Raw genomic sequence first — 25,826 nt, forward strand, 5'->3', positions numbered from 1 at the left:
CATCGCTATTCGATCCCCACCGAGCGTAGCCACGCGAGCATGCCATCCACGGTGGCTTCGGTCTGCCCCGGCGACATCAGCCGCCCAGCCACCACATGCGATGCAGGGTCATCTTCTTCGCCCATTGCAACCAGATTGACTGTCGCAGGCCCGCCCCACGCCTGTGCCACCTGATGAGTCCGATCCGGACGCACCACCTGATCGTCATCCGAGAACCAGAACAGCGCCGGAACCTGTGCTTGCGCAAAATCCTGCCCGTTCACCACATCGACCAGCCGGGTCATCGGAACAACGGCCTCCCACGGATAGCTCAGCGACCAGTATTTGTTCCGCTCCGGGTCGGTATCTGACACATCGCGGGTTTCCCCCATCAACATCGGCAACCAATTTCGCGCCCAGGGCAGGCCGGGTATCCAAGCCCCCGGCGTATTGACCCCGAAATTCGGCGAAACAAAGATCATCGCGCCGACATTCTGCGTCATCTCGGCATCCAGCGCGGCAGCCGCGGCCAGCGTCCCCCCAGTCGAGGTCGAGATCACAACCACCCGGTCGCCGACCGCGCGTGCTGCGGCGAGGCCCTCGGCCATGTCGGCCATCCACCCCGGGGCCGTCGCCTCTGCCATGGCGGAACCGCCGCGCCCATGGCCTTGCAGGCGCGTGTACACCAGATTGGCACCCAGCGCTTTTGCAAGCAGATCGGGCACCGGGCGGATTTCCTCGGATGAGGCCGAGAATCCGTGAACATAAAGGATCGACACCGGTGTTCGCTGTTCCTTGAATCCCTCTTGCCAGATCACCCGCTTTTCGACACCGGGAACGATGTCTTCGAAGGCGGATTCGACACTCTCGAAATAGACCTGCACCCCCTCGCCAAATTTGCGCGGCTCAAACGTGGGATGAAGGTCAACCTCTTCGCGCGGCCCCAACCAGAAGATCAGGCCGCCCAGAGCTGCCAGCACGACAATGAAACGCAGAACCAACCGGGTCATTCGGGGGCAAGCACATCAAGCACAGCGCGTTCGATAATCTCCAGGCAAGGCCCGTCCGAGAATCTGTGATCCGCATCCTTGACCAACAGCAACCGCATATCCGGTCCACTGGCATGGTCCAGCAACCGCACAGCCGTCTCGATTGACACCGCTGTATCCGCCGTGCCCTGCAAAAATCGCACGGGAAATGGCAAAGCCAACGGATCGCGCAGAACCAATCGCGTGCGCCCATCTTCGATCATGCGCTTGGTAATGATGTAAGGCTCCATGTAATCCGAGGGCAATTCCACATGCCCCACCGTCTCCAGAGCCGCCTTCTGTGAATCGCTGAACGAGGCCCAATAGCCATCTTCGGTAAAGTCCGGCGCGGCAGCGATTGTAACCATCCCGACAATTCGTTCCGGCATTGCCTTTGCCAACAACAACGCCTGCCAGCCACCCATGGACGACCCGACCACAATCAAGGGCCCTTCGGTCAGCGCCTTGACCGCGGCAACCGAATCCTCATGCCAATCGCCAATGCAGCCTTCCTCAAACGTACCGGAACTCTCCCCATGCCCCGAATAGTCGAACCGCAAAAACGCGTGCCCACGTGCCTTTACCCATGCTTCAAGATGCACCGCCTTGGTGCCTTCCATATCCGACTTTAGCCCGCCAAGAAAAACGACCGTGGGCCCCGACCCCTCACTTTTGTGATACGCCAATCGCCGCCCCTGCGCGGTCTCCAGAAATTCAGCCTCTGCCATAAAACCCTCTTTGCTTTGTCAACATCATGCACGTCCCAACCCCAACCGCAATTCCCCGATCCGACCTTCATCTGGCAAAAAATATCCCGGGGTGCGCGAGGGGCAGCGTCCCTCGCTCCCGCACTTGACACAATCCCCACCACCTGCCAAAGCAGCCAGACGCAAATAACCCGCAACCGGGCGTTCAGTGGGCGCCAAACCGACGAGGAGAGCCAACATGGCCCTGGATTCGAAATCCGTCTCTCTCACCTTCCCCGATGGCAATGCACGTTCCTATGACGCAGGCGTAACACCCGCGCAGGTGGCCGCCGATATCTCGACCTCGCTGGCCAAAAAGGCAATCTCGGCCACGGTCGACGGCAAGCATTGGGACTTGCAATGGCCTATTGAGTCCGACGCCCAAATCGCCATCCACACCATGAAAGATGAAGAGCAGGCCAATGAGCTGATCCGTCACGATCTGGCGCATGTGATGGCCCGCGCCGTGCAGGAAATCTGGCCCGCCACCAAAGTCACCATTGGCCCCGTCATCGAATACGGCTGGTACTATGACTTTGACCGTGAAGAGCCGTTCACGCCCGAAGATCTCGGCCTCATCGAGAAAAAGATGAAAGAGATCATTAACAAGCGCGACCCCGTCACAACCGAGGTCTGGGACCGCGACCGCGCGATCGAATTCTACAAGGCCAATAACGAGCCCTATAAGGTCGAGCTGATCGAATCCATTCCGGGCGATGAGCCACTGCGCATGTATTGGCACGGCCACTGGCAGGACCTGTGCCGCGGCCCGCACCTGCAGCACACCGGCCAACTGCCCGGCGATGCGTTCAAACTGATGTCCATCGCGGGTGCCTACTGGCGCGGCGACAGCTCGCGCCAGATGCTGCAACGCATCTACGGTGTGGCTTTCACCGGCAAGGAAAAGCTGAAAGCCCACCTGCATATGCTGGAAGAGGCTGCCAAACGCGACCACCGCAAGCTGGGCCGCGAAATGAACCTGTTCCACATGCAGGAAGAGGCCCCCGGCCAGATCTTCTGGCATCCCAACGGGTGGAAAATCTACACCACCCTGCAGGACTATATGCGCCGGATGCAGGAACGCGACGGCTATGTCGAGGTCAACACCCCGCAAGTTGTCGACCGCAAACTGTGGGAGGCCTCGGGTCACTGGGACAAATATCAGGAAAACATGTTCATCGTCGAAGTGGATGAAGAACATGCCCGTGAAAAGGCGATCAACGCGCTGAAGCCGATGAACTGCCCCTGCCACGTGCAGGTGTTCAATCAGGGTCTGAAATCCTATCGCGACCTGCCCCTGCGCATGGCTGAGTTCGGATCGTGCGCACGCTATGAACCTTCGGGAGCATTGCACGGCATCATGCGGGTGCGCGGTTTCACGCAGGACGATGGCCACATCTTTTGTGCCGAAGATCAGATCGAATCCGAGACCGCCAAGTTCATCGCTTTCCTATCCAAGGTCTATGCCGATCTGGGCTTCCACGACTGGACGATCAAACTGTCCACCCGTCCCGAAAAGCGGATCGGGTCCGATGAAAGCTGGGATCTGGTCGAAAAAGCCTTGGGCGATGCCTGCAAAGCCGCCGGGTATGACTATGAGATCCTCGAAGGCGAAGGCGCGTTTTACGGCCCCAAGCTGGAATTCACTCTGACCGACGCCATCGGTCGGACCTGGCAATGCGGCACGCTGCAGGTTGACCCCAATCTGCCCGAACGTCTGGATGCCAGCTTTATCGGCGCAGACGGTGCCAAGCACCGTCCGTTCATGCTGCACAGGGCAACGCTGGGCTCGTTTGAACGTTTCATCGGTATCTTGATCGAAGAGCACGCCGGCAAGCTGCCGTTCTGGCTGGCCCCGCGTCAGGTTGTCGTGGCCTCGATCACTTCCGAGGCGGATGATTATGTGGCCGAAGTGGTGGAAACGCTCAAAGCCGCCGGGGTTCGGGCCGAAGCGGATATCCGCAACGAAAAGATCAACTACAAGGTCCGCGAGCATTCTGTCGGTAAAGTGCCCGTGATTTTGGCCGTCGGTCACCGCGAAGTCGAAGACCGCACCCTCAGCGTGCGCCGTCTTGGCGAAAAACAAACACAGGTTCAATCACTTGAGGCTGTAACAATTGAGCTATCCAAGGCGGCGACCCCCCCCGATCTGCTGTAACATTCGGCGTCAATTCGCCTGCGATCCGGCCCTAAAACAGGGGCCGGATTGAAATATTTTCCATTTTCGATTTCAAAAACAATATGTTAACCTACAAGAGGGCATGACAGTGCCTGACGGGGTTGTGAGACACGGGCTCGTGAATTTAACTGTCGCCTCTGAACGACTACCTTTGTCATTGTCAACACAGACATACGCAGTCACCAAAAGGATTACCGAGATGTCGAACACAGCTAAGTCCCTCGTTATCGCAAGCGCCGTTGCAGCCGCCGTATCGGGCATGGCCACCACCGCAACCGCACAAGCCAAAGAGAAATGCTATGGCGTTTCGCTGGCAGGCGAAAACGATTGCGCCGCAGGCCCCGGCACCACCTGCGCCGGTACCTCGACCGTTGATTATCAGGGCAATGCCTGGACTCTGGTCGACGCAGGCACTTGCGCCGATATCGAGCTGCCTAAAACCGCAGACGGTTCGGACCGCAAAGGCTCGCTGGAGCCGCTGGACCGCGATCTGCCGGCATAAGCCCGCGCTTAGGAAAACCGAAGGGGCGGGCCTTGTCGCCCGCCTCTTTGTCGTGAACCGGAGACTATAACGATGCTGGACAATGCTATTCGTTCAAACAGACTGCCCGCCGCGCCGGGTGTCGGATATAAGCCCCAGCATTTTCAGCAAATTCTGGATCACGCGCACCCGGTGGCATGGCTGGAAATCCATGCCGAGAATTACATGGGCGATGGCGGACGCCCGCTGGCGCAACTGCGCCATTTGTCCGAACAATTCCCTATCTCTGTCCACGGTGTCGGCCTGTCCATTGGCGGCGAAACCCCGCTGGACCCCGATCATCTGGCCCGGTTGAAACATTTGGTTGGCTGGCTGAACCCTGCCAGCTTTTCGGAACATCTGGCTTGGTCGACCCATGACAGCCATTTCCTGAACGACCTGCTACCCCTGCCCTACACCGACGCAACTTTGGACCGGGTTTGTGAGCATATTGATCAGGTGCAAGAGGTTGTCGGGCGGCAGATGCTGCTGGAAAACCCCTCCAGCTATTTGGCGTTCGAGGAAAGCACCTGGTCCGAGCCTGATTTCTTGCGTGAAATCGCGCGTCGCACGGGCTGTGGCCTGTTGCTGGACGTGAACAATGTGTTCGTGTCGGCCACCAATCTGAATTTCTCACCCCAAGGCTATATCGACGCCTATCCGCTGGACAAAGTGGGTGAGATTCATCTGGGCGGCCACGACGAAGACGAAGACGATCACGGGCGCCCCCTGCTAATTGACAGCCACGGGCGGGAAGTTGTGGACCCGGTATGGGCCCTTCTGGACTACGTTCTGGACCAATCCGGCCCCAAGCCCGTCCTGATCGAATGGGATACCGACGTTCCCGACTGGCCTGTACTCCGCGCCGAGGCCGATAGGGCTCAGGCGGCTTTGGACCGCGTTCCAGCATGAGCGTTTCTCAGACAACCTTCCACACGGCGCTTTTGGACCCGTCACAGGCGGTGCCCGACGGCCTTGTGGACGCGTCTGAACACCCTGCGGGACGTCGTTTCAGCGTCTATCGCAACAACGTCGCCGTGTCGCTGACCGAGGCAATGTATCAGGCCTTTCCGGTGATTACCAAACTGCTGGGCACGCAGAATATGGATGGTCTATCGGGTATTTTCCTACGTCAGCATCCTCCGACCTCGCCCATGATGATGTTCTATGGCGAGGCATTCCCCGAGTTTCTGGCCGGGATGCCGCAGCTTTCGCATTTGGGCTACCTGCCCGACATCGCTCGGCTGGAACTGGCTCTGCGTCAGTCTTACCACGCCGCCGACAGCACCCCAGCCCCAGCGGATGCGCTGGCAGTTGCGCCTGATGAGGTGATGCAGGCCACGCTTGAATTTGCGCCGTCGATGCGGGTGATCCGCTCGGAATGGCCGATTTATTCGATCTGGCGTTTCAACACGCAAGAAAACGCACCCAAGCCACAGGCTGGGGCCGAAGGCGTGTTAGTAACACGACCGGAATATGATCCCGCTCCGCATCTGCTGCCTGCCGGTGGTGCGGATTGGATTGCAGAGATGATGGCCGGTCAGACGATCGGTCAGGCGTATGAAAACACCTCTGCAACCACCCCCGAGTTTGACCTTGGGGCTACTCTGGCGCTGCTGCTTCAAGGCGGCGCTCTTACTTCTGTGACTATCGAAAGGCTGGCATAATGACTGCCCTGATCTCTCTTCACAATAACGTCCTGGGACGGCTCGACAGTTCGGCCAATTGGCTGACCCCGACCCTGGCGCGGCTTGTTTTTGTTGCTGTATTGCTTGTGTATTACTGGAACTCGGCCACTCTGAAGATTGACGGGTCGATCTTCTCGGCGTCAGCCGGTGCCTTTGGCCAGATCTTCCCCAAAGCGGCTGAAGCCGTTTTGTACGACGTTACCCAGATGACCTTTTTCCAGCGCATCGTGATCTTCTTCGGCACCGTGGCCGAATTCGTCCTGCCTGCGCTTCTGCTGGTTGGTCTTCTGACACGCGTTGCTGCCCTGGCCATGATCGGGTTCGTCTGGGTCCAGACCATCGTTGATGTCGCCGGTCACGGCGTGAAACTGGGTGGATTGTTCGACAACGCCATCACTTTGATGGATCAGCGTGTGATGTGGACCTTCCTGTTCCTGGTCATCGTGATCAACGGCGCAGGCCCGATTTCCATCGACCGCGTCCTGCGCTTAAAATGATCTAGAAATGCGCCTTGGGCTCGTCCGGTTTACCTGCGGCCAGCCCGAGGACCCCTGCCACCCCAGCGAATGCGACGGGGAACATGGTAAAGGCATTGAAACCAAACGCGTAATACATGCCGCCTGCTGAGACCAGCAACAATAGCCCCCCAACCAGTGCCCGCGCCTTGGCCATGGCGCCACCGGCAATCGCCAGCAGAGGCGCAAGGATCGAGGCCGTCTGGATCAGTTGCGCGTTGTCGACCTGCTCGGCTAACCCGTCGATCTCACCGAACCGGTCGATCAGTTCGACATAGCCATAGCCGACAAAGCCGACCAACATGCCGATTAGCCCGGCAATCACACCCAAAATCATCGCTGCGTTACGCATCCTTCGCCCTCTTGCTTGCGCCCTTGCAGATAAGCATCCGCTCAGCCGACGCCAAGAGCCGCCTTCGTCGCCGCCGTCCAGCCGAGAAAAAGCTCCCCGTCACGCTCGATCAGCGGGCGTTTCATTAAGGTCGGATGATCGCGCAACAGCTCCAACGGTGCACGCGCGCGTTCGTCTTCGCTTAGGCCCCGCCAAGTCGTGGACCGGGTGTTGAGCAAAGCCTCGCCGAAATGTGTAAGGGCCTTTAAAAGCACTGTTTCAGGCACGCCATCAGCGCGGACGTCGATGAATTCAACATCCTGCAATGACTTCAATGCCTTACGGCAGGTGTCACAGTTCTTAAGTCCATATAGACGCATTTTCGGGGGCTTCCTGTGCTTGTGCGAATTTTAGGCAATTTCGCCAACGTGTTCCGGTAATTCTTGATTTTTTACTTCACCGTGCAATGTTGAAAAAGACGAAATACGCAATTCGGGCCGAAGCGTGTGGGCGCGGCGGTGACGAAAGGCGGTGGCGTCAATCACTTCCCCCACCAATTTGTGGGACAACGTGTAAGTAGAAGGAGACACGGGAAATGCCAACTGGCACCGTGAAATGGTTTAATACCACTAAAGGCTATGGGTTTATTGCCCCTGATGAAGGTGGCAAGGACGTATTTGTACATATCTCGGCTGTTGAACGGTCAGGTCTGACCGGGCTCGCAGACAATCAGAAAGTCTCATACGAATTGCAGGACGGACGCGACGGTCGCCAGATGGCCGCCGATTTGAAACCGTTGTAAGGCCCCCTCCCGACGGGAAGACAAAGCAGGGCAACGGCCAATTTCCGGCCGTTGACCAATAATGGTTCGACCAATGCTAACCGCGCGCCGGATCTGCGTCGACGTGCGTGAACCAGTCTTGACCCATCGCAACGATGCAGGACGTGCCGGTCGAATAAGTGACAACCATCGTCCAATCACCTTTCTCGCTAGTCCAGACTTCCATGATCTGCTCAGGGCTGCGCACCCCAGAGGCTGCGCGTTGCGAGCCGAACTGACGTTCCAGCTTGTCATGCAACCGGGACGTCGGCTCACACAGCACCTCAGCAATAGGGGATTTGGCCAAAGCCGGAGCGCCAAGCAACGACATCAAGCACGCGTATCGGATACAGGAAAGAAAAGCCATGAAGCCAGTGTAACAGCTTCATGACAGTACGTATAGACAAACGATATGCGCTTAGTTTTCGCGAATGACCGCTTCGAACTCGCGCCATTCGCGGGCGGTCATGCCCGAGGTTTCCTGCGTCACAGCCTCTCCGGCGAGCATCCGCCGCAGGCTGTCGACCATCTGTGCCGACAGATTCACCGCGCCCAGACGATAATCTTCGAAAGCTTTATAGGCAAAAGGCACCCAATCGGCGACGATCTTGCACATCATATCGGCATAAACGCGGATTTCGTACTGCGCATGCGGGTCGGCCCGTAAACGCAGGAAGTGGAACAGGTTGTGCAGGTCCACCTTCCAATACCACTGGGTGTAGATATTCGCCGGCAGGTTCATTCGCGCCAGTTCACGCGCCAGACCCTGCTGACCGTCCTGACTGATCATCGCCTCGTAATTGTCATAGCACCGGGCGCTGTCGGCCTTTAGCATCTCAAGAACCCGCGCGGCCTCTTCGCCTTGTAAGGCTTCGCCCCGACCCTGGTTGTTCACCTCGGACTGCGCCGCCACATGGTCGGGCGCGGGGATATAGAACTCCCGATCCAGGATCGAGTAACGCGCGGAATATTCGTTCACATTCGCCGTCCGGTGCCGGATCCACTGACGGGCCACAAAGACTGGCAGCTTCACATGCAGCTTGATTTCGCACATCTCGAACGGGGTCGAATGCCAGTGACGCATCAGATAGCGGATCAGGCCCTCGTCATTCTGCACCGACTTAGTGCCTTTGCCGTAAGACACCCGCGCCGCCTGACAGATCGCGTTATCATCGCCCATATAGTCGATTACGCGCACAAAGCCGTGGTCCAGGACTTGATGAGCAGTGTACAAATGATCTTCCATCCCCGGAGCCACAACACGACGCGTTTGATGCGATTGCGCCCTTTGCGCTTCGATCTCGGCCAGTTGGTCAGAGGACAGCGGCATGAAATTTCCTTTCCATCGAATGAGTCGGCGACCACTATATCTCGGCAATGCAGCGACCGGAACCGCGATATGTACGCTTGTTTGTGCATTTTCCAAATTGTGTCCGCCGCGCCTCTCGACAGACTATGTTAGCGCGCTAAGGTGCTTGTCATCACCTAAACAAAAAAAGGAAACCGCAATGGGGCTGACATACCTCCACACCATGGTCCGTGTGAAAGATCTTGAGAAATCCATGGCGTTTTACGAACTGCTGGGGCTGCAAGAAACCCGCCGGTATGACAGTGAACAGGGCCGGTTTTCGCTGATCTTCATGGCACCTCCGGGGCAAGAAGATCGCCCGATCGAACTGACATATAACTGGGATGGCGACGACGGATTGCCTAGCGATAGCCGGCATTTCGGTCACTTGGCCTACGGAGTCGATAATATCTACGAAATATGCCAACTACTTCAGGACAATGGCGTCGTGATCAACCGGCCGCCACGTGACGGGCGCATGGCGTTTGTGCGCTCGCCCGACAATATCTCGGTCGAGCTGCTGCAAAACGGTGACGCGCTTGATCCGGCCGAACCCTGGGCCAGTATGGAAAGCACCGGCCACTGGTGATCCGCTGGCTGACGATCCTGGGACTGGCTGCTCTGGCCAGCCCCCTGCGGGCCGAGACCTGCAGGCTGGCGCTTGCCTTGGCGATGGACATATCGACCTCGGTAGACGCAACCGAAGACACGCTGCAACGGCAGGGCTTGGCCGCAGCACTCGTCGCACCCGAGGTGACCGAGGCGTTTTTCTCGTCCCCCATGCCCGTCGCGCTGACCGTCTATGAATGGAGCGGGCGCAGCACGCAACGCGTTATTCTGAATTGGTCGATGATCCGCACGCGGGCAGACTTGCTGGCAGCGGCGACGACGGTGCAACAGTCGGTGCGGTCCGACAGCGGGTCAGCCACCGCGATGGGATATGCGCTGGCCTTTGGCGCGACATTGATGCAGCAAGCCCCGCCCTGCCTGTTCCAGACCATCGATCTGTCTGGGGATGGGTCGAACAATGACGGGTACGGACCAGACTCGGCCTATCGCCACTTTCCATTTCAGGACATCGTGGTGAACGGGCTGGTCATCAACGCCGCCGATTTCGAGGGTGAGCTGTTCCTGATCCCGTTTTTTGAGAACAATGTGCTGCATGGCCCCGGCGCTTTTCTGGAAGTTGCGCAAGGGTTTGAGGATTTCGAGCGCGCCATGCGCCGCAAACTTGAGCGGGAATTGCAGGGCCTGCAAATCGGCGCGCTATCTGGTAATGCGTTGAAATGATCCGCTACCTTGCCGCTGCCGCAACCCTTTTGGCAACGCCTGCGATGTCTGAGTGCAGGCAAGCGCTGGCCCTTGGGCTGGATGTCTCTGGTTCGGTCGATAGTACCGAATACCGGTTGCAGCTTGGTGGTCTGGCCGCTGCCCTACGACGACCCGAGGTCAAGCAACTGCTTCTTTCGGGCCTTGGCCCTGCGGTGCGGTTGGCGGTATTCGAATGGAGTGAGCCCAGTCATCAGCGCATGTTGCTAGACTGGACAGAAATCCGATCCGAGGAACAATTGGATGGTATTTCAGCCCTGTTGAACTCCGTGACGCGCAGCTCGGCGCCGCAGGGAACGGCGGTCGGATCGGCGATGCAGTTTGGCGCCGGTCTGCTGTGGCAACAACCTGAGTGCTGGAAGCACACGCTGGACCTGTCTGGCGACGGCAAACATAACATTGGACCCCATCCCCGCGAGGCCAAACAGGCGCTGCAAGCCAGCGGGATCACTATCAACGGTCTGGTGATCGGCCCTGATGATGCCAATGTTGGGGACAAGCGCGACGTGCAGATCAGCGAGTTGTCTGCCTACTACAATGCATGGGTCACTCTGGGCCCCGATGCCTTTGTCGAGGTCGCCGTGGGGTTCGAAGCCTATGAGGACGCGATGGCCCGCAAGCTGATCCGCGAGCTTGAAGGCCTGGTCCTGTCCGATGCCGGGCCCTACACCCGGCCCTGATCAGTAAATATAGCGGATCTGGTCCGTCCAGTAGCGTTCAACCCGGCGGAGGGAAGTGGTGATGTCCTCAATCCCTTCCAGCTCCAATACGCCACGTGATTGCAACCCACCTGCGTGGCGCGCGAACAGTTCGGATACGATATCGCGGATCTCACGCCCCCGCGGCGTCAGACGCACGCGCACCGAGCGGCGGTCAATCTCGCAGCGTTGGTGGTGCATATAGCCCATCTCAACCAGCTTTTTCAGGTTGTAGCTGACATTACTGCCCTGATAGTAGCCCCTGCTTTTCAATTCGCCCGCCGTGACCTCATGATCGCCGATATTGAACAGCAACAAGGCTTGCACGGCGTTGATCTCAAGCACGCCGACACGCTCGAACTCGTCCTTGATGACGTCCAGCAGCAGGCGGTGCAGCCGTTCCACCAGCGCAAGCGCCTCAAGATAGCTGGTCATGAAGCCCTTGGCCCCGTGCGCGGAGACCTGCATTTCCATACTCATCCGATCCTCCGATTCAATCGCGCCGTTTCAGGCAGCATGAATCGAAAAACCGAATATTCTGTTAAGCAGATTTTACTATTACTTTTGAAAGGTTTGCGCTATTTCCACAATCAGATCTGCATAGGGATCGGGCGTGGAAACCTGTCCTGTCACCCATTGATACAGGTCCTGATCATTCTCGTGCAGCAGGGCGTCGTACAGGTCCAGCAACGCCTCATCCATGCTGCCAAGATTGCGATCGGCATAGGCCGACAGGATAAGGTCCATCTCTTTGATGCCCCGGCGCATCGAACGCATTTTCAACCGCTTGATCCGCGTGTCCCGCTGCTCGGTCACTGGACTTGCTCAGCCATCTGTCGCAGACGCTTTTCCAGTTTCGCGGCTCGTTCCGCGCTGGCTCGCATCTCGCCCCGGATCGAGCGTAGCTCGGCCACGATATCCACCAGTTCGGGCATGGGTTCTTCAGCTTCCGAGGGCGCATCCATGCCCTCGCCTTCCCCGGTCAACAGCCACATGATCGAGACATTGACCATCCCGGCCAGCATCGACAGGCGGTTGGCGCGCGGCTCGGACAGGTCGTTTTCCCAATCTGCGAGGGTTGCTTTTTTCACGCCCAACCTGCGGGCCAGTTGTGACTGTGTCATCCCCGCAGCTTCACGCGCACCTGCCAGACGGTCGCCGAATGTCGCTGAATCCGGGCCGTACCAGTCGTTTTCGTCGTTCATCGGGGTCTCCAATTCCACAATTCATATCGCTTGATCGTCTTTCGGGCGCACCCTATGACAGACAGGTTGATCATTCAAACCGAGGGCCCCCATGAGTTTCCTGTCTGCGACACTGTCACGCGTAAAACCGTCGCCTACAATCGCCATGACGGCCATAGCGGCCGAATTGAAGGCCGCGGGACGCGACGTTATCGGCCTGAGCGCCGGAGAACCCGATTTCGACACGCCGCAGAACATCAAGGATGCCGCCGTTGCCGCCATTGCGGCGGGCAAAACCAAATACACCGCGCCCGATGGCATCCCCGAGCTGAAACAGGCCGCCTGCGCGAAGATGAAGCGCGACCACGGGCTGGACTATTCGCCTGCGCAGATCTCGGTGGGCACGGGCGGCAAGCAAACGCTCTATAACGCGCTGATGGCGACGATGAACGACGGCGACGAAGTGATCATCCCTGCGCCCTATTGGGTCAGCTACCCAGACATGGTGCTACTGGCCGGAGGCACGCCGATTGTAGTGGAAACGACGCTCGAGAACAGCTTTAAACTGACCGCCGATCAGCTTGAGGCCGCGATTACGCCAAACACCAAGTGGTTCATCTTCAACTCTCCGTCCAACCCAACGGGCGCGGGCTATAGCCGGGCCGAACTGAAGGCATTGACCGATGTGCTGATGCGCCATCCGCATGTGTGGATCATGTCGGACGATATGTATGAACACCTGGCTTATGACGGGTTCGAGTTCTGCACCCCGGCCGAGGTTGAACCCGGCCTCTATGACCGCACTCTGACTTGCAACGGCGTATCCAAGGCCTATGCCATGACCGGTTGGCGGATCGGGTATGCGGCGGGTCCGGTCGAGTTGATTGCCGCGATGCGCAAGATTCAATCTCAGTCGACCTCGAACCCCTGCTCCGTCAGTCAATGGGCGGCGGTCGAGGCGCTGGAGGGCACGCAAGACTTTCTGGCCCCCAATGCCGAGACATTCAAACGCCGCCGCGACTTGGTAGTGCGGATGCTGAACGAGATCGACGGTATATCCTGCCCCACTCCCGAAGGCGCATTCTATGTCTACCCCTCGATCGCAGGGCTGATCGGCAAGACCACTCCGGCGGGCACGGTGATTTCATCGGACGAAGCCTTTGCCACGGCATTGCTGGAAGAAGCCGACGTGGCCGTCGTTTTCGGGGCTGCCTTCGGTCTGTCCCCAAACTTCCGCGTCAGCTACGCAACCTCGGACGCTGCGCTGACCGAGGCCTGCACTCGCATTCAGCGGTTCTGCGCCGCACTGACCTGATCGGAGGCTTTGAGCCGTGGATTTGCCCGAATATTACTTTCGCGTGCGCGAGAATGGGGCGGCGGTTTTTCGGATCGACACCGAAAACCGCCAACGCCGGATCGAGATGGACCAGATCGCGGTCATCAACATCCGCAACGGAGAGGTCAAGCCGCAGGGACAGCGCACCCTAACCGAGACCGACCAGGCCGCTATCACGCGTTGGATCGAGGACCGCACAGCCCTTTTGGCACAGCGTGATATGGACGACATTCACCGGGCCGTGGACTACCTGAACCTGACGACTCAGTGGGCGCAGTCCAAAGCGACGGATGAGCAGCTTGAGGATGTCACCGACCGGCTGTTACTGGCGATGCACGATCTGCGCAGTGTTCTGGTGCGTAAAAAGGCGGATCGTCTGACCAAAGACTAACCTGCCACCGGGACCGAGCGGACCGACCGCATCCAGAACCGCGCCATCAGCAAGACCGCTGCGAAGGCTAACCCAAGCACAAGGCCCAGCCACACGCCGATCCCGTCCATCCCCTGGACAAATCCGAAGTAATACGAGGCCGGAATTCCCACGACCCAATAGCTGAGCCCTGCCATCACCATCGGCACTTTGGCGTCCTGCAATCCACGCAACAGACCCAGCGCAATCACCTGCGCGCCATCGACCAGTTGGAACAGCGCCGCCATGGCCAGCAACCCGGTTCCGATCAGCAGGATTTGCGACCGCTGCGGGTCATCCGCCTCCATAAACAGGGAAATCAGCGGCTCGGCGCAGGTCAGGAACAGGATCACGGTCAGCACCGACATCACCAGCGACATCGCCGTCACAGCAATCGCGCCTTTTTCCAGATGTGCCCGGTCTTTGCGGCCAAGCGCATTACCTGCGCGGATCGTGGCCGCGTTGGACAGACCCAGATGCACCATGAACGTAGCCGAGGCCAGATTCAGCGCGATACCATGCGCCGCCAGCGGCACTTGTCCCAGCCAGCCCATCATGATTGCCGACATGGCAAACAGGCTGACCTCGGCCAATGTGGTCAGACCGATGGGCACGCCCAGACGCAGGACGCTGAAGAAGAACTCCCAATCCGGGCGCCAAAAGCGCTGAAACAGGCTGTGTTCGGGTAGGGCACGCACGGCGTAGATGACCACGAAAACCAGCGAGACAACCTGTGTCACGACCGAAGCGATGGCCGCACCGATCACGCCCAACTCGGGCGCGCCCCAATTGCCGAAGATCAGCGCATAGTTGGTGAAACCGTTGACCACAGCCGCCGTCACAGTGATCCACAGCACGATCTGCGTGCGTTCCAACGCCGCCAAATAGGATTTCAGGACCATCACGATCAGCGCCGGGAACAGGCCCCAGCCCGCGACCCGCAGATATTGCGCGGCGGTCCGGGCGACCTCGGGGTCCTGATCCAACGCAATCAGGATCGGGTAGGACCACCACAGCAGTGGCATCATCAACGCCGCATAGATCAGCGACAACCACAGCCCCATGCGGGTCGAGCGGCGGATGCTGGTCTCATCCTCCTCGGCGGCGGCGGTGGCGACTATGGGCATCACCGCCCAGCCGAACCCGGCCCCAAACAGAAACAGCACGAAGTAGTAACTACTGGCCAGGGTTACAGCCGCCAGAGCTTCGACCCCGTACCAGCCCAGCATGATGGTGTCGGTCAGACCGATAGCAAACTGCGCCAGATGCCCGCCCACCAACGGTAGGCCCAGCACGGTAATGGCCCGGAAATGGCCGCGATATGTCATCACCTTGTTCATCGCCCCAGCCTTATGCCCGGCCCGAGGCCGGGACAAGACCAGATCAGCGAAATTTCAGGATGAGACTCTCGGTCCGGGGCCAATCAACAGCCCCGGATGACCCTAACGCGCATCAGGGTGCAGTGCGCTGCCAAGGATGTGCTCGGACCGATGGATGACGTGATGCGCCTGTCCAACGATCAAGGGATCAGGCTCGCGGACCACATCATGGTTCTTGCCGGGGTAGTCCAGCGTCGACAGGAAATGCCGCATTGTGTTCAGGCGCGCACGCTTCTTGTCGTTCGACTTGATGATGGTCCATGGCGCGTCGGCGGTGTCAGTATAGAAGAACATCGCCTCTTTCGCCTCGGTGTAGTCGTCCCATTTGTCAAGGCTGGCCTTGTCGATCGGCGACAGTTTCCACTGTTTCAGCGGGTCCGTCTCGCGGCTTTTGAACCTGCGTTGCTGTTCGGGCTGCGTGACCGAGAACCAGTATTTGTAAAGCTGAATGCCCGAGCGGACCAGCATCCGCTCAAGATCCGGAGTCTGACGCATGAATTCCAGATATTCGTTGGGCGAGCAGAAGCCCATCACCCGTTCCACGCCTGCGCGGTTGTACCAGGACCGGTCGTAGAACACCATTTCACCAACGGTGGGCAATTCCTGAACATAGCGCTGATAATACCACTGACCCTTCTCTTCCCAGGTGGGTTTGTTCAACGCAACCACTCGGGCCTGACGTGGGTTCAGGTGCTCCATGAACCGCTTGATTGTGCCGCCCTTACCCGCAGCGTCACGGCCTTCGAACAGCAACACGAACCGCTGGCCGGTTTCTTGCGCCCATATCTGAACCTTCAGCAGCTCAGCCTGCAACTCGGCCTTTTGCGCCTCATAGATCTTGCGCGCCATCTTGCGGCCATAGGGGTACTTGCCGCTTTCAAACGCGTGGCGAATTTTCTCGGGGCTGGGTTCAGCCGGGCCGGTCGTGGGCACCGGAACGCCGTTGGCGGAGGCTTGTGTCTTTTCGATCCGCGCCGCTGTTTCCATGCAATCTCTCCTTGAAAAGCTGTCTGACCCAGTGACTAGCAGAGACCGCCATTTCGCGCTTTGATTGGTATCAAATTGCTGTAACCTTGTGGTTCTGTTTTTGGCTATGGCAGCAGAGGGTTAACGCGTGGACAGCAGATTTGTCGAACTGGACGGACAGCCGTTCTTTCTACGCAGTTGGGGCGATCCCAGCCTGCCGCCCTTGCTGATGCTGCATGGCTTTCCTGAATATGGCGGCACATGGGCTGATCTGGCCCTGCATCTAGCTGAACACTTCTATTGTATTGCCCCGGATCAGCGTGGTTATGGCCAAAGCTGGGCGCCCGAGGGGGTCGGGCACTATACCCTGTCAAAACTGGTCGGGGACATGGCGGCGTTGATCGATATGCTGGGCACACCTGTCACGGTTCTGGGCCATGATTGGGGGGCCTCAGTCGCCTATGGGCTGGCCATGTTCCAGCCCGAGCTGGTGGGCCGTCTGATCATCGCCAATGGCGTCCACCCGGTGCCGTTTCAGCGTGCGATGGCGTCGGGCGGCGCGCAATCAGCGGCCTCGCAATATATCAACGATCTGAGGGCCGAAGACGCCGCCCAAAGATTTTCTGCCGACAATTTCGCGCGGCTCGAGAGGTTCTTTCGGTACGGGATGGGGCTGGATTGGCTGTCGGATGCACAAATGCAGGCCTATCGCACCGAATGGGCCCGGCCCGGCCGGTTGGACGCAATGCTGAACTGGTACCGCGCCTCTCCGCTGGTGGTGGCGAAACCCGGCGAACCGCTGACGAATCTGCCCGAGCTGCCGGTCGAGCGCCTTTTGGTCCGCTGCCCGCATCTTTTGCTGTGGGGATCTGAGGACAAGGCCCTGCTACCCGAGGCCACTGAGGGGCTGGAAGAGTTCGCCCCCGACCTGACCCGCATTGACATTCCCGGCACGGACCACTGGCTGCATCATCAACGCCCCAAGGCGCTGGCGCAGGCCATTCTGAACTGGACCCGAGCCTTAACGGTGTCCCCAGTCTGACGGATCGTCCGAGTTGTTGGGGGACAGCCCCAGAATATCCCCATCGGTGGAACAGCCCAGCCCCAGAACCGTGCGATTGGCGTAAGAAAAATAGGCGCAGACCTGATTGATCTCGAGGATTTCTCCATCCTCCCACCCTGCAGCGTGCAGAGCCTCAATATCACTTTCTGTCAGCTCCGCAGGCGCCTCGGTCAGTTTGCGCGCATAGCCCATCGCCGCGATCTGCGCCGGATCTAGAGGGGCTGTCTGCGGTGTCCGGGCTTCAATCGCGGCACGGATAGCATTGCCTCGGTCTGGGTCAGCCAAAAGCCGCTGCAGGCCACTGAAATGATGCTCGACACAATAGTCGCAGCGGTTGAGCGCGCTGACCCACACGCCCAGGACCTCAAGAAACCATTTCGGGATGGTGTTGGCCGAATGGTGCAAGACATTCTTGTACATCGCCATGTGGCCTTCCATCGAATGCGGGCGCAAGGAATGCACCATCATGATGTTGTCCACATTATTGCCCGGCCCCGTCACCCGCTCATACAGCTTGCGCAGCTTGCCGGTCGCTTCTTCGAACGGCACTACTTTGATCCAGCTCATACCTGTCCCCTGTCGCTTCCAGCGCAGTTTAGTTGCGTTCAAATTGAGCTTCGAGAGGCAATCGTATGAAATTTAATTTTTATACGCCGCACCTATGACTTGCGGCACTCATAAATGGTGGCAGACAAGGGCATGTTCATCCCGTTCGCCCCGAAGGCATCAGTCAGCCTTGCGAGAATTCGAGCCACGACATCTTCGGGATCAACACCACCACGTTCGCGGATCTCGTCGATAAAAGGATTGCCAAAGACAAGAGCTGCTGCAAAGGCCCGCGGGTTCGAGATGGTTTTCGTCAGTTCGATCGTCAGGAATGAGACATCTTCCCAACCAGCCTCGGCCAGATCCGAACATACCAATTGCGGGTCGCCATAATGGAAGGGAACCTTGTAAAAGCCCGGCGGATCATCCGGGAACACCTCCGAAGCAACCTGTTGGGCGATCTGGGAAAACGGATTCAACTCGATCGCGCTCCAGACATTGAAAACGTACCGGCCACCCGGCTTCAGAACACGCGCCGCCTCACGATACGACGCTACTTTGTCGGGAAAGAACATGACCCCGAACTGGCACACGATAAGATCGAAAAGCGAGCCGCCAAATGGTAACTCCATCGCGTTGGCGACTTGAAAATCGATCTTGTCCTTGGAGGAAAATTTTTGACGCGCGACATCCAACATCGGAGCGTTAAGGTCAGTAATGATCAAGGAGGCATCCGAAGGCAATTTATCCCGTAATCTACTACTGACGATACCCGTTCCTGCCGCGAGTTCCAAAACAGTCTTGGACTGTCCTGAAACAGCGGCGTCGACAATCCGGTCCGCGTAGTCAAAGAAAATGTTTGGACCCAACCCTTTGTCATAGTGCGAGGGGATATCCCCGACAAAGCCCGAAGCGTTCGTGCTCATTGAAATTCTCCCAATCTGGTGCAGTCCGCAATGGTCACAGGGTACACGAACTTGACCAAGCTTGCCAAAACCATGATCAGCACTCACGACCCGCCTACCATTTACCCACAACACTTCGCGCCCCTCTTCCCCCGGACCACATCACCTGCCATAATGGGTAAAACCCAAAAACAAGAGCAGCACCGATGCCAGACGATCTGTTGACGCCCAGCGCCACCTCCACCTACGACGCCTCTTCGATCGAGGTGCTTGAAGGGCTGGAACCCGTTCGCAAACGCCCCGGCATGTATATCGGCGGCACGGATGAGCGCGCGCTGCATCACATGGTGGCCGAGATCCTCGACAACTCGATGGACGAGGCGGTCGCGGGGCACGCCAACCGAATCGAGGTGGAACTGCACGAAGATTACGCCCTGACCGTGCGCGACAACGGGCGCGGCATTCCGATTGATCCGCATCCGAAATTCCCCGACAAATCCGCGCTGGAGGTCATTCTGTGTACCCTGCATGCGGGCGGTAAGTTCTCGGGCAAGGCCTATCAGACCTCGGGCGGTCTGCACGGGGTTGGTGCCTCGGTGGTGAACGCTCTGTCGGATTCGATGGTCGTACAGGTGGCGCGGGACAAGACGCTGTTCGAACAACGGTTCTCCCGCGGAATCCCGCTGGGTCCGGTCGAAAAAGTCGGCGCGGCCCCCAACCGGCGCGGCACCACCGTGACATTCCACGCCGATGCCGAAATCTTTGGCCACCACAAGTTCAAACCGGCGCGGTTGTTCAAATCCATCCGGTCCAAGGCCTATCTGTTCTCAGGCGTGGAAATCCGCTGGAAGTCCGCCATCGACGATGGCGAAACTCCGACAGAGGCCACGTTCCATTTCCCTGGCGGCCTGTCCGATTACCTCAAAGAGACGATGAACGGCTCGTCCACTTATGCCGAGCAGCCCTTCGCAGGCACCGTGGACTTCACTGAAAAATTCGGAACACCGGGCAAGGTCGAATGGGCAATCAACTGGACGCCCTCGCGCGATGGGTTCATCCAATCCTACTGTAACACCGTCCCCACCCCCGAAGGCGGCACACATGTGGCGGGTTTCTGGGCCGCGATCCTCAAGGGGATCAAGGCTTACGGCGAGCTGATCAACAACAAGAAAGCCGCGCAGATCACCCGCGAAGACCTGATCACCGGCGGCTGCGCGCTGGTGTCCTGCTTTATCCGCGAGCCGGAATTCGTGGGCCAGACCAAAGACCGTCTGGCCACGGTCGAGGCGCAGCGCCTGGTCGAGAATTCGGTCCGCGACCATTTCGATAACTGGCTGGCCGCGGACACGAAATCCGCCGGCGCGATACTCGACTTTGTGATACTCCGAGCCGAGGAACGTCTGCGCCGACGGGCCGAGAAAGAGACACAACGCAAGTCCGCCACTAAAAAACTTCGTCTTCCTGGCAAGCTGGTGGACTGCTCTAGTTCAACACGCGACGGGACCGAGTTATTCATCGTCGAGGGCGACTCGGCGGGCGGTTCCGCCAAAATGGGACGTGACCGCAAGACGCAGGCCCTGCTGCCCCTGCGCGGCAAAATCCTGAACGTGCTGGGCGCGGCCAGTTCCAAGCTGGGCACCAATGCCGAGATCAACGACCTGACGCAGGCGCTGGGTGTGGGTCTTGGCACCAAGTTCAACGTCGACGACCTGCGTTATGACAAGGTCATCATCATGACCGACGCGGATGTGGACGGCGCGCATATCGCCTCACTGCTGATGACGTTCTTCTTCACCCAGATGCGACCCATGATCGACGCGGGCCACCTGTATCTGGCCTGCCCGCCTCTGTACCGCCTGACCCAAGGCGCCAAACGCGTCTATTGTCTGGATGAGGCCGAGCGCGACGAATGGCTGGAAAAAGGTCTGGGCGGCAAAGGCAAGATCGACGTCTCGCGCTTCAAAGGTCTGGGTGAAATGGACGCCAAAGACCTGAAAGAGACCACGATGGACCCGGCATCCCGTAAACTGATCCGCGTCACGATCGACGAGGACGAACCCGGAGAAACCGGCGATCTGGTCGAGCGTCTGATGGGCAAGAAGCCCGAACTGCGGTTCCAATACATTCAGGAGAACGCGCGGTTTGTGGAGGAGTTGGATGTTTAAATTCCAACAGATATGACTTCAACAACCATTTATTCGGTACGGAGTGTAGTATGCCTTCCAAGGCAAGAAGACTATTTAGAGATAAACTTTTACCCGATGTAACAAATCTTCTAGCAGCACATCGAACACTTAATCCAACTGGGCGGGGCAGAAGGAGCCTAGGCTATATCACTCGAAGTGGTGTTCTTATGCTATGTGCTGCTTGGGAAGTTTACATCGAAGAAATAATAAAAGAAGGCGTTGAGCATCTCACCAATGAACTTGACACCCCTCACACTCTACCAAACAGGGTCAAAGGGAAATTGGCTCAGGCTGCTAAGAAGGATCAACATGAATTTGGAGTTTTAAATTTATCTGGAGACGGTTGGGAACTCGTTTTGAAGACTCATTCAGCAGAGCTTTGCGAGAGACTGAACACACCAAAGTTCGGTCAAGTTACCGAATTATTGCACGACTGGCTTGGCGTGGATTCTGAAGCTCTAGAAAATTCTTGGCGGCATGATCGCGCACACCTCAATGAATTCGTAACATTACGTGGTGAAATAGCTCATCGTGGCGCTGATGCTCAATATGTTCGAGTTTCCACGCTACGGGCCTACAAGGAAGCAATTGACCAATTCGTCGTCGATACTGACAGATTCTTATGCGGTCACTTGCAGAACATTTCTGGTGTTCGACCATGGCGGAACACATAACGTGCGAAGTAATCAGAAACTGAAACCAAACTATAGAAAGTTTGAAATAAGAGAAAATTGCTCCAATGAGCAATTGTTCAATCGGGCTTGCCTTTGGTAAGGGTCAGGCGCAAATCTTATATTTTACGCCAAGCGTTGGTTGGGCAGCGCAGGTCATCGTAAGCAGCGACCGCTATCCCCTTGCCTAACCCGTTGACCTCGTTCACACTTACCCTCAACCCGTCATTCAAGAACGATGTTTGAGGTTTCCGAGCGTCCACGACCCATTTGACCCACTGATTTCTCAACGGGAGGACGACATGAAGACACTACCCCTCGGACTGGCCTTAGCCTTGCTGGCCACACAAGCCCCAGCGCAGCAAATGCTTAGCACCGCATCGCCAATTCCGGAAGGTGCCGAGAAGCGGTTTTGCTACTATGAAGGCATGGCCTATTCCGAAGACGCATTTGTTCTGATGGTCGGCGACAACACTGTAACCAGCACCGTCAGTACCGTTCAGGAACGCCTGCTGCGCTGTCATCGTGAAGAGGATGGCTCGCTGAAGTGGAAACCGCAGAGCACATTCTCGACCAACAACTGAACGCGTTGGGTGGGCGTTCTAGCCCACCATTTGCTCCAGCCAATCCGCGATCTGACCTGCTGGCCCCTCCCAGCCGGGCTCCATGAACAGGAAATGGGCGTGGTCTTCGGCTGGCAGGAAGGTGGCTCGCACGCCATAAAGTTCCGCCAGCGCGCGGCAGGTGTTGGGGTTCACGGCCCGGTCCTCGGTTCCGGATACGATCAGCACCGGGCAGTCGACCTTGTCGATATCCACCTTCATCGCGTGGTGGTCGTCGAACATCCAAAAGAACATCTCGAACATCACCCGCCCGCTTTCCGGGCCAAGCTGGTCGAATACCTCATGCTGCTGTGCCTCGGGCAGTTTGTTCAGCGCAAAAGGGGCCATCAGGTCGAAATCGACGCGCATGGGCTGTTTCCAGAACGCCCCGCCCTCCATCAGCGCACGCGGCACGGCGCGTTCGTCGTCGGTTTCGGGCAGCGTCCCCCAGGCCGCATTCGGGTTGATCAGAACGATGGCGCTGGCCAGGCCCCGAGACGCCACCTGCTGTGCCACCACCCCGGCGATGGCATGGCCGAGCAGCACCGGCTTGCTATCCAGCCCCTGCACGAATGCGGCAACGTCATCGGCGTAGTCCATGACGCTGGTGTCGGCCAGGCCGGGATCGGGCTCGGCCTTGGGGTCGCCGTCATGGTAGCGAAGCGCAGGGGTGTGAACCGTCCAGCCGCGCGCGCGGAAGAAGCCCGCGTAATCCTCCATACACCACGGCCCGGCAAACGCCCCGTGGATCAGAACAATCTCTTTGGTCATGAAAATCTCCCTCACCTGCGCGCAGTATGCGGGGTGAGGGAGCGGGTCCGCAACCCTGTTACAGCGCGGCTTTGAACAGCGCTGTCAGGTTGTCTTCGGTCAGTTCGATGGGGTTGCCACCACAAGACGGGTCGATGATCGCGCCTTTGACCAGTTCAGGGATCGACGCCTCGGTCACGCCCAGTTCAGACAAGGTACGGGGGATGCCCAGCATGTCGTTGAAGGATTGGACAAAGGCGCGGAAGCCGTCAAAGCCATCTTTGATTCCCAGATAGTCGGCGGCGTGCTGGAACCGGTCCGCGATAACGGGCGCGTTGAAATCCAGCACGGCGGGCATACAGACCGCGTTGGTGGTGCCGTGATGGGTGTTGAACACCGCGCCGATTGGATGGCTCATCGCGTGGATCGCTCCGAGGCCCTTTTGGAACGCCGTCGCGCCCATTGCCGCTGCGCTCATCATCTGGGCGCGGGCTTCGATGTCGGTGCCATCGGCATAGGCGCGCGGCAGGTAGTCCTTGACCAACCGCATCCCCTCCAGCGCGATGCCCTGCGACATGGGGTGGTAATGCGGGCTGCTGAACGCCTCGACACAATGCGCGAACGCGTCCAGACCGGTGCCTGCGGTGATGAACTTGGGCATGCCCACGGTCAACTCGGGGTCGCAGATCACGACCGCAGGCAGAACCTTGGGGTGAAAGATGATCTTCTTGGCATGCGTTTCCGAGTTGGTGATGACGCTGGCCCGCCCCACCTCGGACCCGGTTCCGGCAGTGGTCGGCACAGCGATGATCGGCGCGATGGCATCGGCATCGGCGCGCGTCCACCAATCGCCGATATCCTCAAAATCCCACACCGGGCGCGTCTGGCCACACATGAAGGCAACCATCTTGCCAAGATCCAGGCCCGAGCCACCGCCAAAGGCAATCACCCCGTCATGGCCGCCCGCGTTATAGGCGGCAACCCCGGTTTCGAGGTTCTTTTCATTGGGGTTCGGGTCCACTTCGCTGAACAGCCCGCGACCCAGCCCTGCGGCCTCAAGAATATCCAGCGTGGCCGTGGTGATCGGCAGACCGGCCAACCCTTTGTCAGTCACCAGCAAGGGGCGCTTCATCCCTGCGGCCGCACAGGCCTCGGGCAGTTCCTTGATCCGGCCAGCGCCGAATTTGATCGCGGTCGGGTAAGACCAGTTTCCAACAAGGCTCATGATGTCACCTTTTTCAGATGGTAGGATTTGGGACGTGTGAGGTTGTGATAGCCGATGACCGACAATCCGCCTCCGCGCCCGGTATTCTTGCAGCCGGTCCAGCACAGACCCGGGTCCAGATAATCCGCCCGGTTCATGAACACGGTGCCGGTTTCGATCCGGTCGCCCACCCGCGCCGCGCGATCCACGTCACGGGTCCAGAGGCTGGCAGTCAGGCCAAACTCGCTATCATTCATATGCCCGATGGCTTCTTCGTCCGAGGACACTTTCATGATGCCCACAACCGGACCAAAGCTCTCATCCCGCATCACGCGCATGTCATGGGTGACATTGGTCAGGATCTGTGGGGTCAGATAGGCTCCCCCATCATCCTCAGCGAAGGTCTCGATATGGGGAACGGCACCATCCGCGACAGCCTCGGCAATCTGCGCGCGCACCTCATCAGCAAAGCGGACGTTGGCCATCGGGCCAATCGTCGTCTCAGCGTCAAGCGGATTGCCCAGCTTATAGCCTTTCACCACCTCAACCGCTTTGGCAACGAAGGCGTCATAGAGGCTTTCATGCACATAAATCCGTTCGATCCCGCAGCAGCACTGGCCCGAGTTGAACATGGCCCCGTCGATCAGCGTATCGACCGCCGCATCCAGATCGGCATCCTCCATGACGTAGCCCGGATCCTTGCCACCCAACTCGGTACCAACGCCGGTAAAGGTGCCCGCCGCAGCGCGTTCCATCGCCTGTCCGCCGCCGACCGAGCCGGTAAAGTTTACGAAATCAAACGCCTTGCCAGCGATCAGATCATTGGTCACGTCATGGCTGAGGAACACGTTCTGGAACACATCCGCGGGCACTCCCGACGCATGGAACGCCTGCGCCATACGCTCACCCACCAGCAAGGTTTGTGTGGCGTGTTTCAGCACCACCGCATTGCCCGCAATCAGCGCAGGTGCCACCGTGTTGATCGCCGTCATATAGGGGTAATTCCAAGGCGCCACCACAAAAACGACCCCATGCGGAATACGCTTGATATAGCGTTTGAAGGTCTCATCCTCACCCACAGCGATATCGGCCAGAGCGTCTGAGGCAATTTCGGCCATATGACTTGCACGTTCATTGAACCCGCCAAACTCACCGCCATAGCGCACCGGCCGGCCCATCATATGCGCAAGCTCTGGCACGATCTCGTCATTCATCGCCCCCACAGCGGCCACACCTGCCATTACAAGATCAATCCGCTCCTGCAACGGCCGCGCCGCCCACTCCACCTGCGCCGCACGGGCCCGCGCGGCGGACTTTAAAGCCGCCTCAGCCGACAACACTTCACGCTCCGCAAAAACCGATCCGTCAATCGGCGAGACACATTGCAACATCTGCCCCATTTTCACTCCATTTTCGAAAGAAACAGGATCCCTGCTTCATCTGG

General features: G+C 58.5%; 32 protein-coding genes. 15 read left to right on the top strand and 17 right to left on the bottom strand.

All coding sequences use genetic code 11. The features are described 5' to 3' along the window. Window positions 1–5 precede the first annotated feature (5 nt). Together AC2FJ6_RS03220 and AC2FJ6_RS03225 are read right to left on the bottom strand one after the other, a co-directional pair. Window positions 6–989, bottom strand: a complete 984-nt coding sequence (locus AC2FJ6_RS03220) for an alpha/beta hydrolase (RefSeq protein WP_480874450.1) — start codon at window positions 987–989, stop codon at window positions 6–8. After that, a complete protein-coding gene (locus AC2FJ6_RS03225) occupies window positions 986–1,735 on the bottom strand; it encodes an alpha/beta fold hydrolase (protein ID WP_170770335.1) in 750 nt (249 codons plus the stop codon). Before AC2FJ6_RS03225 ends, AC2FJ6_RS03220 begins: the two co-directional genes overlap by 4 nt. Before the next feature lie 217 nt (window positions 1,736–1,952). Between AC2FJ6_RS03225 and thrS the strand changes: the two genes are divergently transcribed. The 5 genes from thrS to AC2FJ6_RS03250 all read left to right on the top strand — a co-directional run bounded on the left by thrS (window position 1,953) and on the right by AC2FJ6_RS03250 (window position 6,637). Continuing rightward, complete coding sequence (gene thrS / locus AC2FJ6_RS03230; protein ID WP_496668345.1) at window positions 1,953–3,911, top strand: threonine--tRNA ligase; 1,959 nt, start codon at window positions 1,953–1,955, stop codon at window positions 3,909–3,911. 220 nt (window positions 3,912–4,131) lie between these two features. Further along, window positions 4,132–4,434 carry a BufA1 family periplasmic bufferin-type metallophore gene (locus AC2FJ6_RS03235; protein WP_170770331.1) on the top strand — a complete coding sequence of 101 codons (303 nt, stop codon included), beginning with the start codon at window positions 4,132–4,134 and terminating at the stop codon, window positions 4,432–4,434. Window positions 4,435–4,506: 72 nt separating this feature from the next. Next, window positions 4,507–5,364 carry an MNIO family bufferin maturase gene (gene bufB / locus AC2FJ6_RS03240; protein WP_496668347.1) on the top strand — a complete coding sequence of 286 codons (858 nt, stop codon included), beginning with the start codon at window positions 4,507–4,509 and terminating at the stop codon, window positions 5,362–5,364. Next, window positions 5,361–6,119: an HvfC/BufC N-terminal domain-containing protein gene (locus AC2FJ6_RS03245; protein ID WP_170782687.1), complete on the top strand. Its 759-nt coding sequence runs from the start codon at window positions 5,361–5,363 to the stop codon at window positions 6,117–6,119. The genes bufB and AC2FJ6_RS03245 overlap by 4 nt, the downstream gene beginning before the upstream one ends. Further along, entirely contained in the window at window positions 6,119–6,637 is a 519-nt protein-coding gene (locus AC2FJ6_RS03250; protein WP_170770325.1) for a DoxX family membrane protein, read from the top strand. The genes AC2FJ6_RS03245 and AC2FJ6_RS03250 overlap by 1 nt, the downstream gene beginning before the upstream one ends. 1 nt (window position 6,638) lies before the next feature. On the opposite strand, the gene AC2FJ6_RS03255 is transcribed toward AC2FJ6_RS03250, so the two are convergent. The 3 genes from AC2FJ6_RS03255 to AC2FJ6_RS03265 are packed head-to-tail and all read right to left on the bottom strand — an operon-like array spanning window position 6,639 to window position 7,531. Next, window positions 6,639–7,007, bottom strand: coding sequence for a hypothetical protein (locus AC2FJ6_RS03255; protein WP_170770323.1), 369 nt, complete (start codon window positions 7,005–7,007; stop codon window positions 6,639–6,641). A 41-nt stretch (window positions 7,008–7,048) separates the two neighbouring features. After that, a complete protein-coding gene (locus AC2FJ6_RS03260; protein WP_496668349.1) occupies window positions 7,049–7,366 on the bottom strand; it encodes an ArsC/Spx/MgsR family protein in 318 nt (105 codons plus the stop codon). A gap of 30 nt (window positions 7,367–7,396) precedes the next feature. Continuing rightward, complete coding sequence (locus AC2FJ6_RS03265; RefSeq protein ID WP_480874466.1) at window positions 7,397–7,531, bottom strand: hypothetical protein; 135 nt, start codon at window positions 7,529–7,531, stop codon at window positions 7,397–7,399. Between the two features lie 50 nt (window positions 7,532–7,581). Between AC2FJ6_RS03265 and AC2FJ6_RS03270 the strand changes: the two genes are divergently transcribed. Then, a complete protein-coding gene (locus tag AC2FJ6_RS03270) occupies window positions 7,582–7,788 on the top strand; it encodes a cold-shock protein (RefSeq protein WP_008758035.1) in 207 nt (68 codons plus the stop codon). Between the two features lie 76 nt (window positions 7,789–7,864). Here the strand turns inward: AC2FJ6_RS03270 and AC2FJ6_RS03275 are convergent, their stop codons facing one another. Next, complete coding sequence (locus AC2FJ6_RS03275) at window positions 7,865–8,137, bottom strand: hypothetical protein (protein ID WP_170770319.1); 273 nt, start codon at window positions 8,135–8,137, stop codon at window positions 7,865–7,867. 87 nt (window positions 8,138–8,224) lie between these two features. After that, window positions 8,225–9,136 carry an FAD-dependent thymidylate synthase gene (thyX, locus tag AC2FJ6_RS03280; protein ID WP_170770317.1) on the bottom strand — a complete coding sequence of 304 codons (912 nt, stop codon included), beginning with the start codon at window positions 9,134–9,136 and terminating at the stop codon, window positions 8,225–8,227. Between the two features lie 178 nt (window positions 9,137–9,314). Here thyX and AC2FJ6_RS03285 point away from each other — a divergent pair, with 178 nt between their 5' ends. Genes AC2FJ6_RS03285 through AC2FJ6_RS03295 form a run of 3 tightly spaced genes read left to right on the top strand, consistent with a single transcriptional unit; the run spans window position 9,315 to window position 11,163 of the window. Then, window positions 9,315–9,743 (top strand): VOC family protein, encoded by a 429-nt coding sequence (locus tag AC2FJ6_RS03285; protein WP_170770314.1) that lies wholly within the window; start codon window positions 9,315–9,317, stop codon window positions 9,741–9,743. Continuing rightward, window positions 9,740–10,444 (top strand): DUF1194 domain-containing protein, encoded by a 705-nt coding sequence (locus tag AC2FJ6_RS03290; protein WP_170770312.1) that lies wholly within the window; start codon window positions 9,740–9,742, stop codon window positions 10,442–10,444. The genes AC2FJ6_RS03285 and AC2FJ6_RS03290 overlap by 4 nt, the downstream gene beginning before the upstream one ends. Continuing rightward, window positions 10,441–11,163: a DUF1194 domain-containing protein gene (locus tag AC2FJ6_RS03295; RefSeq protein WP_170770310.1), complete on the top strand. Its 723-nt coding sequence runs from the start codon at window positions 10,441–10,443 to the stop codon at window positions 11,161–11,163. Before AC2FJ6_RS03290 ends, AC2FJ6_RS03295 begins: the two co-directional genes overlap by 4 nt. Here AC2FJ6_RS03295 and AC2FJ6_RS03300 read toward each other — a convergent pair whose 3' ends face one another. The 3 genes from AC2FJ6_RS03300 to AC2FJ6_RS03310 form a co-directional block, all read right to left on the bottom strand. Beyond that, window positions 11,164–11,661: a MarR family winged helix-turn-helix transcriptional regulator gene (locus AC2FJ6_RS03300; protein ID WP_170782692.1), complete on the bottom strand. Its 498-nt coding sequence runs from the start codon at window positions 11,659–11,661 to the stop codon at window positions 11,164–11,166. 78 nt (window positions 11,662–11,739) lie between these two features. Beyond that, complete coding sequence (locus tag AC2FJ6_RS03305; protein ID WP_331252084.1) at window positions 11,740–11,997, bottom strand: succinate dehydrogenase assembly factor 2; 258 nt, start codon at window positions 11,995–11,997, stop codon at window positions 11,740–11,742. Next, window positions 11,994–12,386, bottom strand: a complete 393-nt coding sequence (locus AC2FJ6_RS03310) for a helix-turn-helix domain-containing protein (RefSeq protein WP_170770305.1) — start codon at window positions 12,384–12,386, stop codon at window positions 11,994–11,996. The genes AC2FJ6_RS03305 and AC2FJ6_RS03310 overlap by 4 nt, the downstream gene beginning before the upstream one ends. A 91-nt stretch (window positions 12,387–12,477) precedes the next feature. On the opposite strand from AC2FJ6_RS03310, the gene AC2FJ6_RS03315 reads away from it, so the two are divergent. Together AC2FJ6_RS03315 and AC2FJ6_RS03320 are read left to right on the top strand one after the other, a co-directional pair. Next, window positions 12,478–13,680 carry a pyridoxal phosphate-dependent aminotransferase gene (locus tag AC2FJ6_RS03315; protein ID WP_170770303.1) on the top strand — a complete coding sequence of 401 codons (1,203 nt, stop codon included), beginning with the start codon at window positions 12,478–12,480 and terminating at the stop codon, window positions 13,678–13,680. Window positions 13,681–13,696: 16 nt separating this feature from the next. Further along, window positions 13,697–14,092 carry a hypothetical protein gene (locus tag AC2FJ6_RS03320; RefSeq protein ID WP_170770301.1) on the top strand — a complete coding sequence of 132 codons (396 nt, stop codon included), beginning with the start codon at window positions 13,697–13,699 and terminating at the stop codon, window positions 14,090–14,092. On the opposite strand, the gene AC2FJ6_RS03325 is transcribed toward AC2FJ6_RS03320, so the two are convergent. Then, window positions 14,089–15,450, bottom strand: a complete 1,362-nt coding sequence (locus AC2FJ6_RS03325; RefSeq protein ID WP_170770299.1) for an MATE family efflux transporter — start codon at window positions 15,448–15,450, stop codon at window positions 14,089–14,091. The two genes, AC2FJ6_RS03320 and AC2FJ6_RS03325, sit on opposite strands and share 4 nt — an antisense overlap. A gap of 102 nt (window positions 15,451–15,552) precedes the next feature. Next, entirely contained in the window at window positions 15,553–16,476 is a 924-nt protein-coding gene (gene ppk2 / locus AC2FJ6_RS03330; RefSeq protein WP_237215593.1) for a polyphosphate kinase 2, read from the bottom strand. A 127-nt stretch (window positions 16,477–16,603) separates the two neighbouring features. Between ppk2 and AC2FJ6_RS03335 the strand changes: the two genes are divergently transcribed. Continuing rightward, window positions 16,604–17,497: an alpha/beta fold hydrolase gene (locus AC2FJ6_RS03335; RefSeq protein WP_331252083.1), complete on the top strand. Its 894-nt coding sequence runs from the start codon at window positions 16,604–16,606 to the stop codon at window positions 17,495–17,497. Here AC2FJ6_RS03335 and AC2FJ6_RS03340 read toward each other — a convergent pair. Together AC2FJ6_RS03340 and AC2FJ6_RS03345 are read right to left on the bottom strand one after the other, a co-directional pair. Next, a complete protein-coding gene (locus AC2FJ6_RS03340) occupies window positions 17,477–18,085 on the bottom strand; it encodes a carboxymuconolactone decarboxylase family protein (protein ID WP_170770297.1) in 609 nt (202 codons plus the stop codon). The two genes, AC2FJ6_RS03335 and AC2FJ6_RS03340, sit on opposite strands and share 21 nt — an antisense overlap. A gap of 92 nt (window positions 18,086–18,177) precedes the next feature. After that, window positions 18,178–18,990, bottom strand: coding sequence for a class I SAM-dependent methyltransferase (locus AC2FJ6_RS03345; RefSeq protein WP_170770295.1), 813 nt, complete (start codon window positions 18,988–18,990; stop codon window positions 18,178–18,180). Between the two features lie 185 nt (window positions 18,991–19,175). Between AC2FJ6_RS03345 and parE the strand changes: the two genes are divergently transcribed. The 3 genes from parE to AC2FJ6_RS03360 all read left to right on the top strand — a co-directional run bounded on the left by parE (window position 19,176) and on the right by AC2FJ6_RS03360 (window position 22,410). Then, window positions 19,176–21,134, top strand: a complete 1,959-nt coding sequence (gene parE / locus AC2FJ6_RS03350) for a DNA topoisomerase IV subunit B (RefSeq protein ID WP_170770293.1) — start codon at window positions 19,176–19,178, stop codon at window positions 21,132–21,134. A gap of 50 nt (window positions 21,135–21,184) precedes the next feature. Next, the gene (locus tag AC2FJ6_RS03355; protein WP_170770291.1) at window positions 21,185–21,829 is read left to right on the top strand and encodes a HEPN domain-containing protein; all 645 of its coding nucleotides are present in this window, start codon (window positions 21,185–21,187) and stop codon (window positions 21,827–21,829) included. Between the two features lie 299 nt (window positions 21,830–22,128). Next, entirely contained in the window at window positions 22,129–22,410 is a 282-nt protein-coding gene (locus AC2FJ6_RS03360) for a DUF1496 domain-containing protein (protein ID WP_170770289.1), read from the top strand. 18 nt (window positions 22,411–22,428) lie between these two features. Here the strand turns inward: AC2FJ6_RS03360 and AC2FJ6_RS03365 are convergent, their stop codons facing one another. Genes AC2FJ6_RS03365 through AC2FJ6_RS03375 form a run of 3 tightly spaced genes read right to left on the bottom strand, consistent with a single transcriptional unit; the run spans window position 22,429 to window position 25,782 of the window. Further along, window positions 22,429–23,199, bottom strand: coding sequence for an alpha/beta hydrolase (locus AC2FJ6_RS03365; RefSeq protein ID WP_496668351.1), 771 nt, complete (start codon window positions 23,197–23,199; stop codon window positions 22,429–22,431). Window positions 23,200–23,257: 58 nt separating this feature from the next. Next, entirely contained in the window at window positions 23,258–24,403 is a 1,146-nt protein-coding gene (locus AC2FJ6_RS03370) for an iron-containing alcohol dehydrogenase (RefSeq protein WP_170770285.1), read from the bottom strand. Then, on the bottom strand, window positions 24,400–25,782 hold the full coding sequence (locus AC2FJ6_RS03375) for an aldehyde dehydrogenase family protein (protein WP_170770283.1): 1,383 nt from the start codon (window positions 25,780–25,782) through the stop codon (window positions 24,400–24,402). The genes AC2FJ6_RS03370 and AC2FJ6_RS03375 overlap by 4 nt, the downstream gene beginning before the upstream one ends. Window positions 25,783–25,826 lie beyond the last annotated feature (44 nt).

This window comes from Ruegeria sp. CDSA089, assembly GCF_059612205.1.

Coding starts and splice junctions, on each gene's coding strand:
- AC2FJ6_RS03220 (WP_480874450.1), bottom strand. CDS start 989: ATGACCCGGTTGGTTCTGCGTTTCATTGTCGTGCTGGCAGCTCTGGGC.
- AC2FJ6_RS03225 (WP_170770335.1), bottom strand. CDS start 1,735: ATGGCAGAGGCTGAATTTCTGGAGACCGCGCAGGGGCGGCGATTGGCG.
- thrS (WP_496668345.1), top strand. CDS start 1,953: ATGGCCCTGGATTCGAAATCCGTCTCTCTCACCTTCCCCGATGGCAAT.
- AC2FJ6_RS03235 (WP_170770331.1), top strand. CDS start 4,132: ATGTCGAACACAGCTAAGTCCCTCGTTATCGCAAGCGCCGTTGCAGCC.
- bufB (WP_496668347.1), top strand. CDS start 4,507: ATGCTGGACAATGCTATTCGTTCAAACAGACTGCCCGCCGCGCCGGGT.
- AC2FJ6_RS03245 (WP_170782687.1), top strand. CDS start 5,361: ATGAGCGTTTCTCAGACAACCTTCCACACGGCGCTTTTGGACCCGTCA.
- AC2FJ6_RS03250 (WP_170770325.1), top strand. CDS start 6,119: ATGACTGCCCTGATCTCTCTTCACAATAACGTCCTGGGACGGCTCGAC.
- AC2FJ6_RS03255 (WP_170770323.1), bottom strand. CDS start 7,007: ATGCGTAACGCAGCGATGATTTTGGGTGTGATTGCCGGGCTAATCGGC.
- AC2FJ6_RS03260 (WP_496668349.1), bottom strand. CDS start 7,366: ATGCGTCTATATGGACTTAAGAACTGTGACACCTGCCGTAAGGCATTG.
- AC2FJ6_RS03270 (WP_008758035.1), top strand. CDS start 7,582: ATGCCAACTGGCACCGTGAAATGGTTTAATACCACTAAAGGCTATGGG.
- AC2FJ6_RS03275 (WP_170770319.1), bottom strand. CDS start 8,137: ATGTCGTTGCTTGGCGCTCCGGCTTTGGCCAAATCCCCTATTGCTGAG.
- thyX (WP_170770317.1), bottom strand. CDS start 9,136: ATGCCGCTGTCCTCTGACCAACTGGCCGAGATCGAAGCGCAAAGGGCG.
- AC2FJ6_RS03285 (WP_170770314.1), top strand. CDS start 9,315: ATGGGGCTGACATACCTCCACACCATGGTCCGTGTGAAAGATCTTGAG.
- AC2FJ6_RS03295 (WP_170770310.1), top strand. CDS start 10,441: ATGATCCGCTACCTTGCCGCTGCCGCAACCCTTTTGGCAACGCCTGCG.
- AC2FJ6_RS03300 (WP_170782692.1), bottom strand. CDS start 11,661: ATGAGTATGGAAATGCAGGTCTCCGCGCACGGGGCCAAGGGCTTCATG.
- AC2FJ6_RS03310 (WP_170770305.1), bottom strand. CDS start 12,386: ATGAACGACGAAAACGACTGGTACGGCCCGGATTCAGCGACATTCGGC.
- AC2FJ6_RS03315 (WP_170770303.1), top strand. CDS start 12,478: ATGAGTTTCCTGTCTGCGACACTGTCACGCGTAAAACCGTCGCCTACA.
- AC2FJ6_RS03325 (WP_170770299.1), bottom strand. CDS start 15,450: ATGAACAAGGTGATGACATATCGCGGCCATTTCCGGGCCATTACCGTG.
- ppk2 (WP_237215593.1), bottom strand. CDS start 16,476: ATGGAAACAGCGGCGCGGATCGAAAAGACACAAGCCTCCGCCAACGGC.
- AC2FJ6_RS03340 (WP_170770297.1), bottom strand. CDS start 18,085: ATGAGCTGGATCAAAGTAGTGCCGTTCGAAGAAGCGACCGGCAAGCTG.
- AC2FJ6_RS03345 (WP_170770295.1), bottom strand. CDS start 18,990: ATGAGCACGAACGCTTCGGGCTTTGTCGGGGATATCCCCTCGCACTAT.
- parE (WP_170770293.1), top strand. CDS start 19,176: ATGCCAGACGATCTGTTGACGCCCAGCGCCACCTCCACCTACGACGCC.
- AC2FJ6_RS03355 (WP_170770291.1), top strand. CDS start 21,185: ATGCCTTCCAAGGCAAGAAGACTATTTAGAGATAAACTTTTACCCGAT.
- AC2FJ6_RS03360 (WP_170770289.1), top strand. CDS start 22,129: ATGAAGACACTACCCCTCGGACTGGCCTTAGCCTTGCTGGCCACACAA.
- AC2FJ6_RS03365 (WP_496668351.1), bottom strand. CDS start 23,199: ATGACCAAAGAGATTGTTCTGATCCACGGGGCGTTTGCCGGGCCGTGG.
- AC2FJ6_RS03370 (WP_170770285.1), bottom strand. CDS start 24,403: ATGAGCCTTGTTGGAAACTGGTCTTACCCGACCGCGATCAAATTCGGC.
- AC2FJ6_RS03375 (WP_170770283.1), bottom strand. CDS start 25,782: ATGGGGCAGATGTTGCAATGTGTCTCGCCGATTGACGGATCGGTTTTT.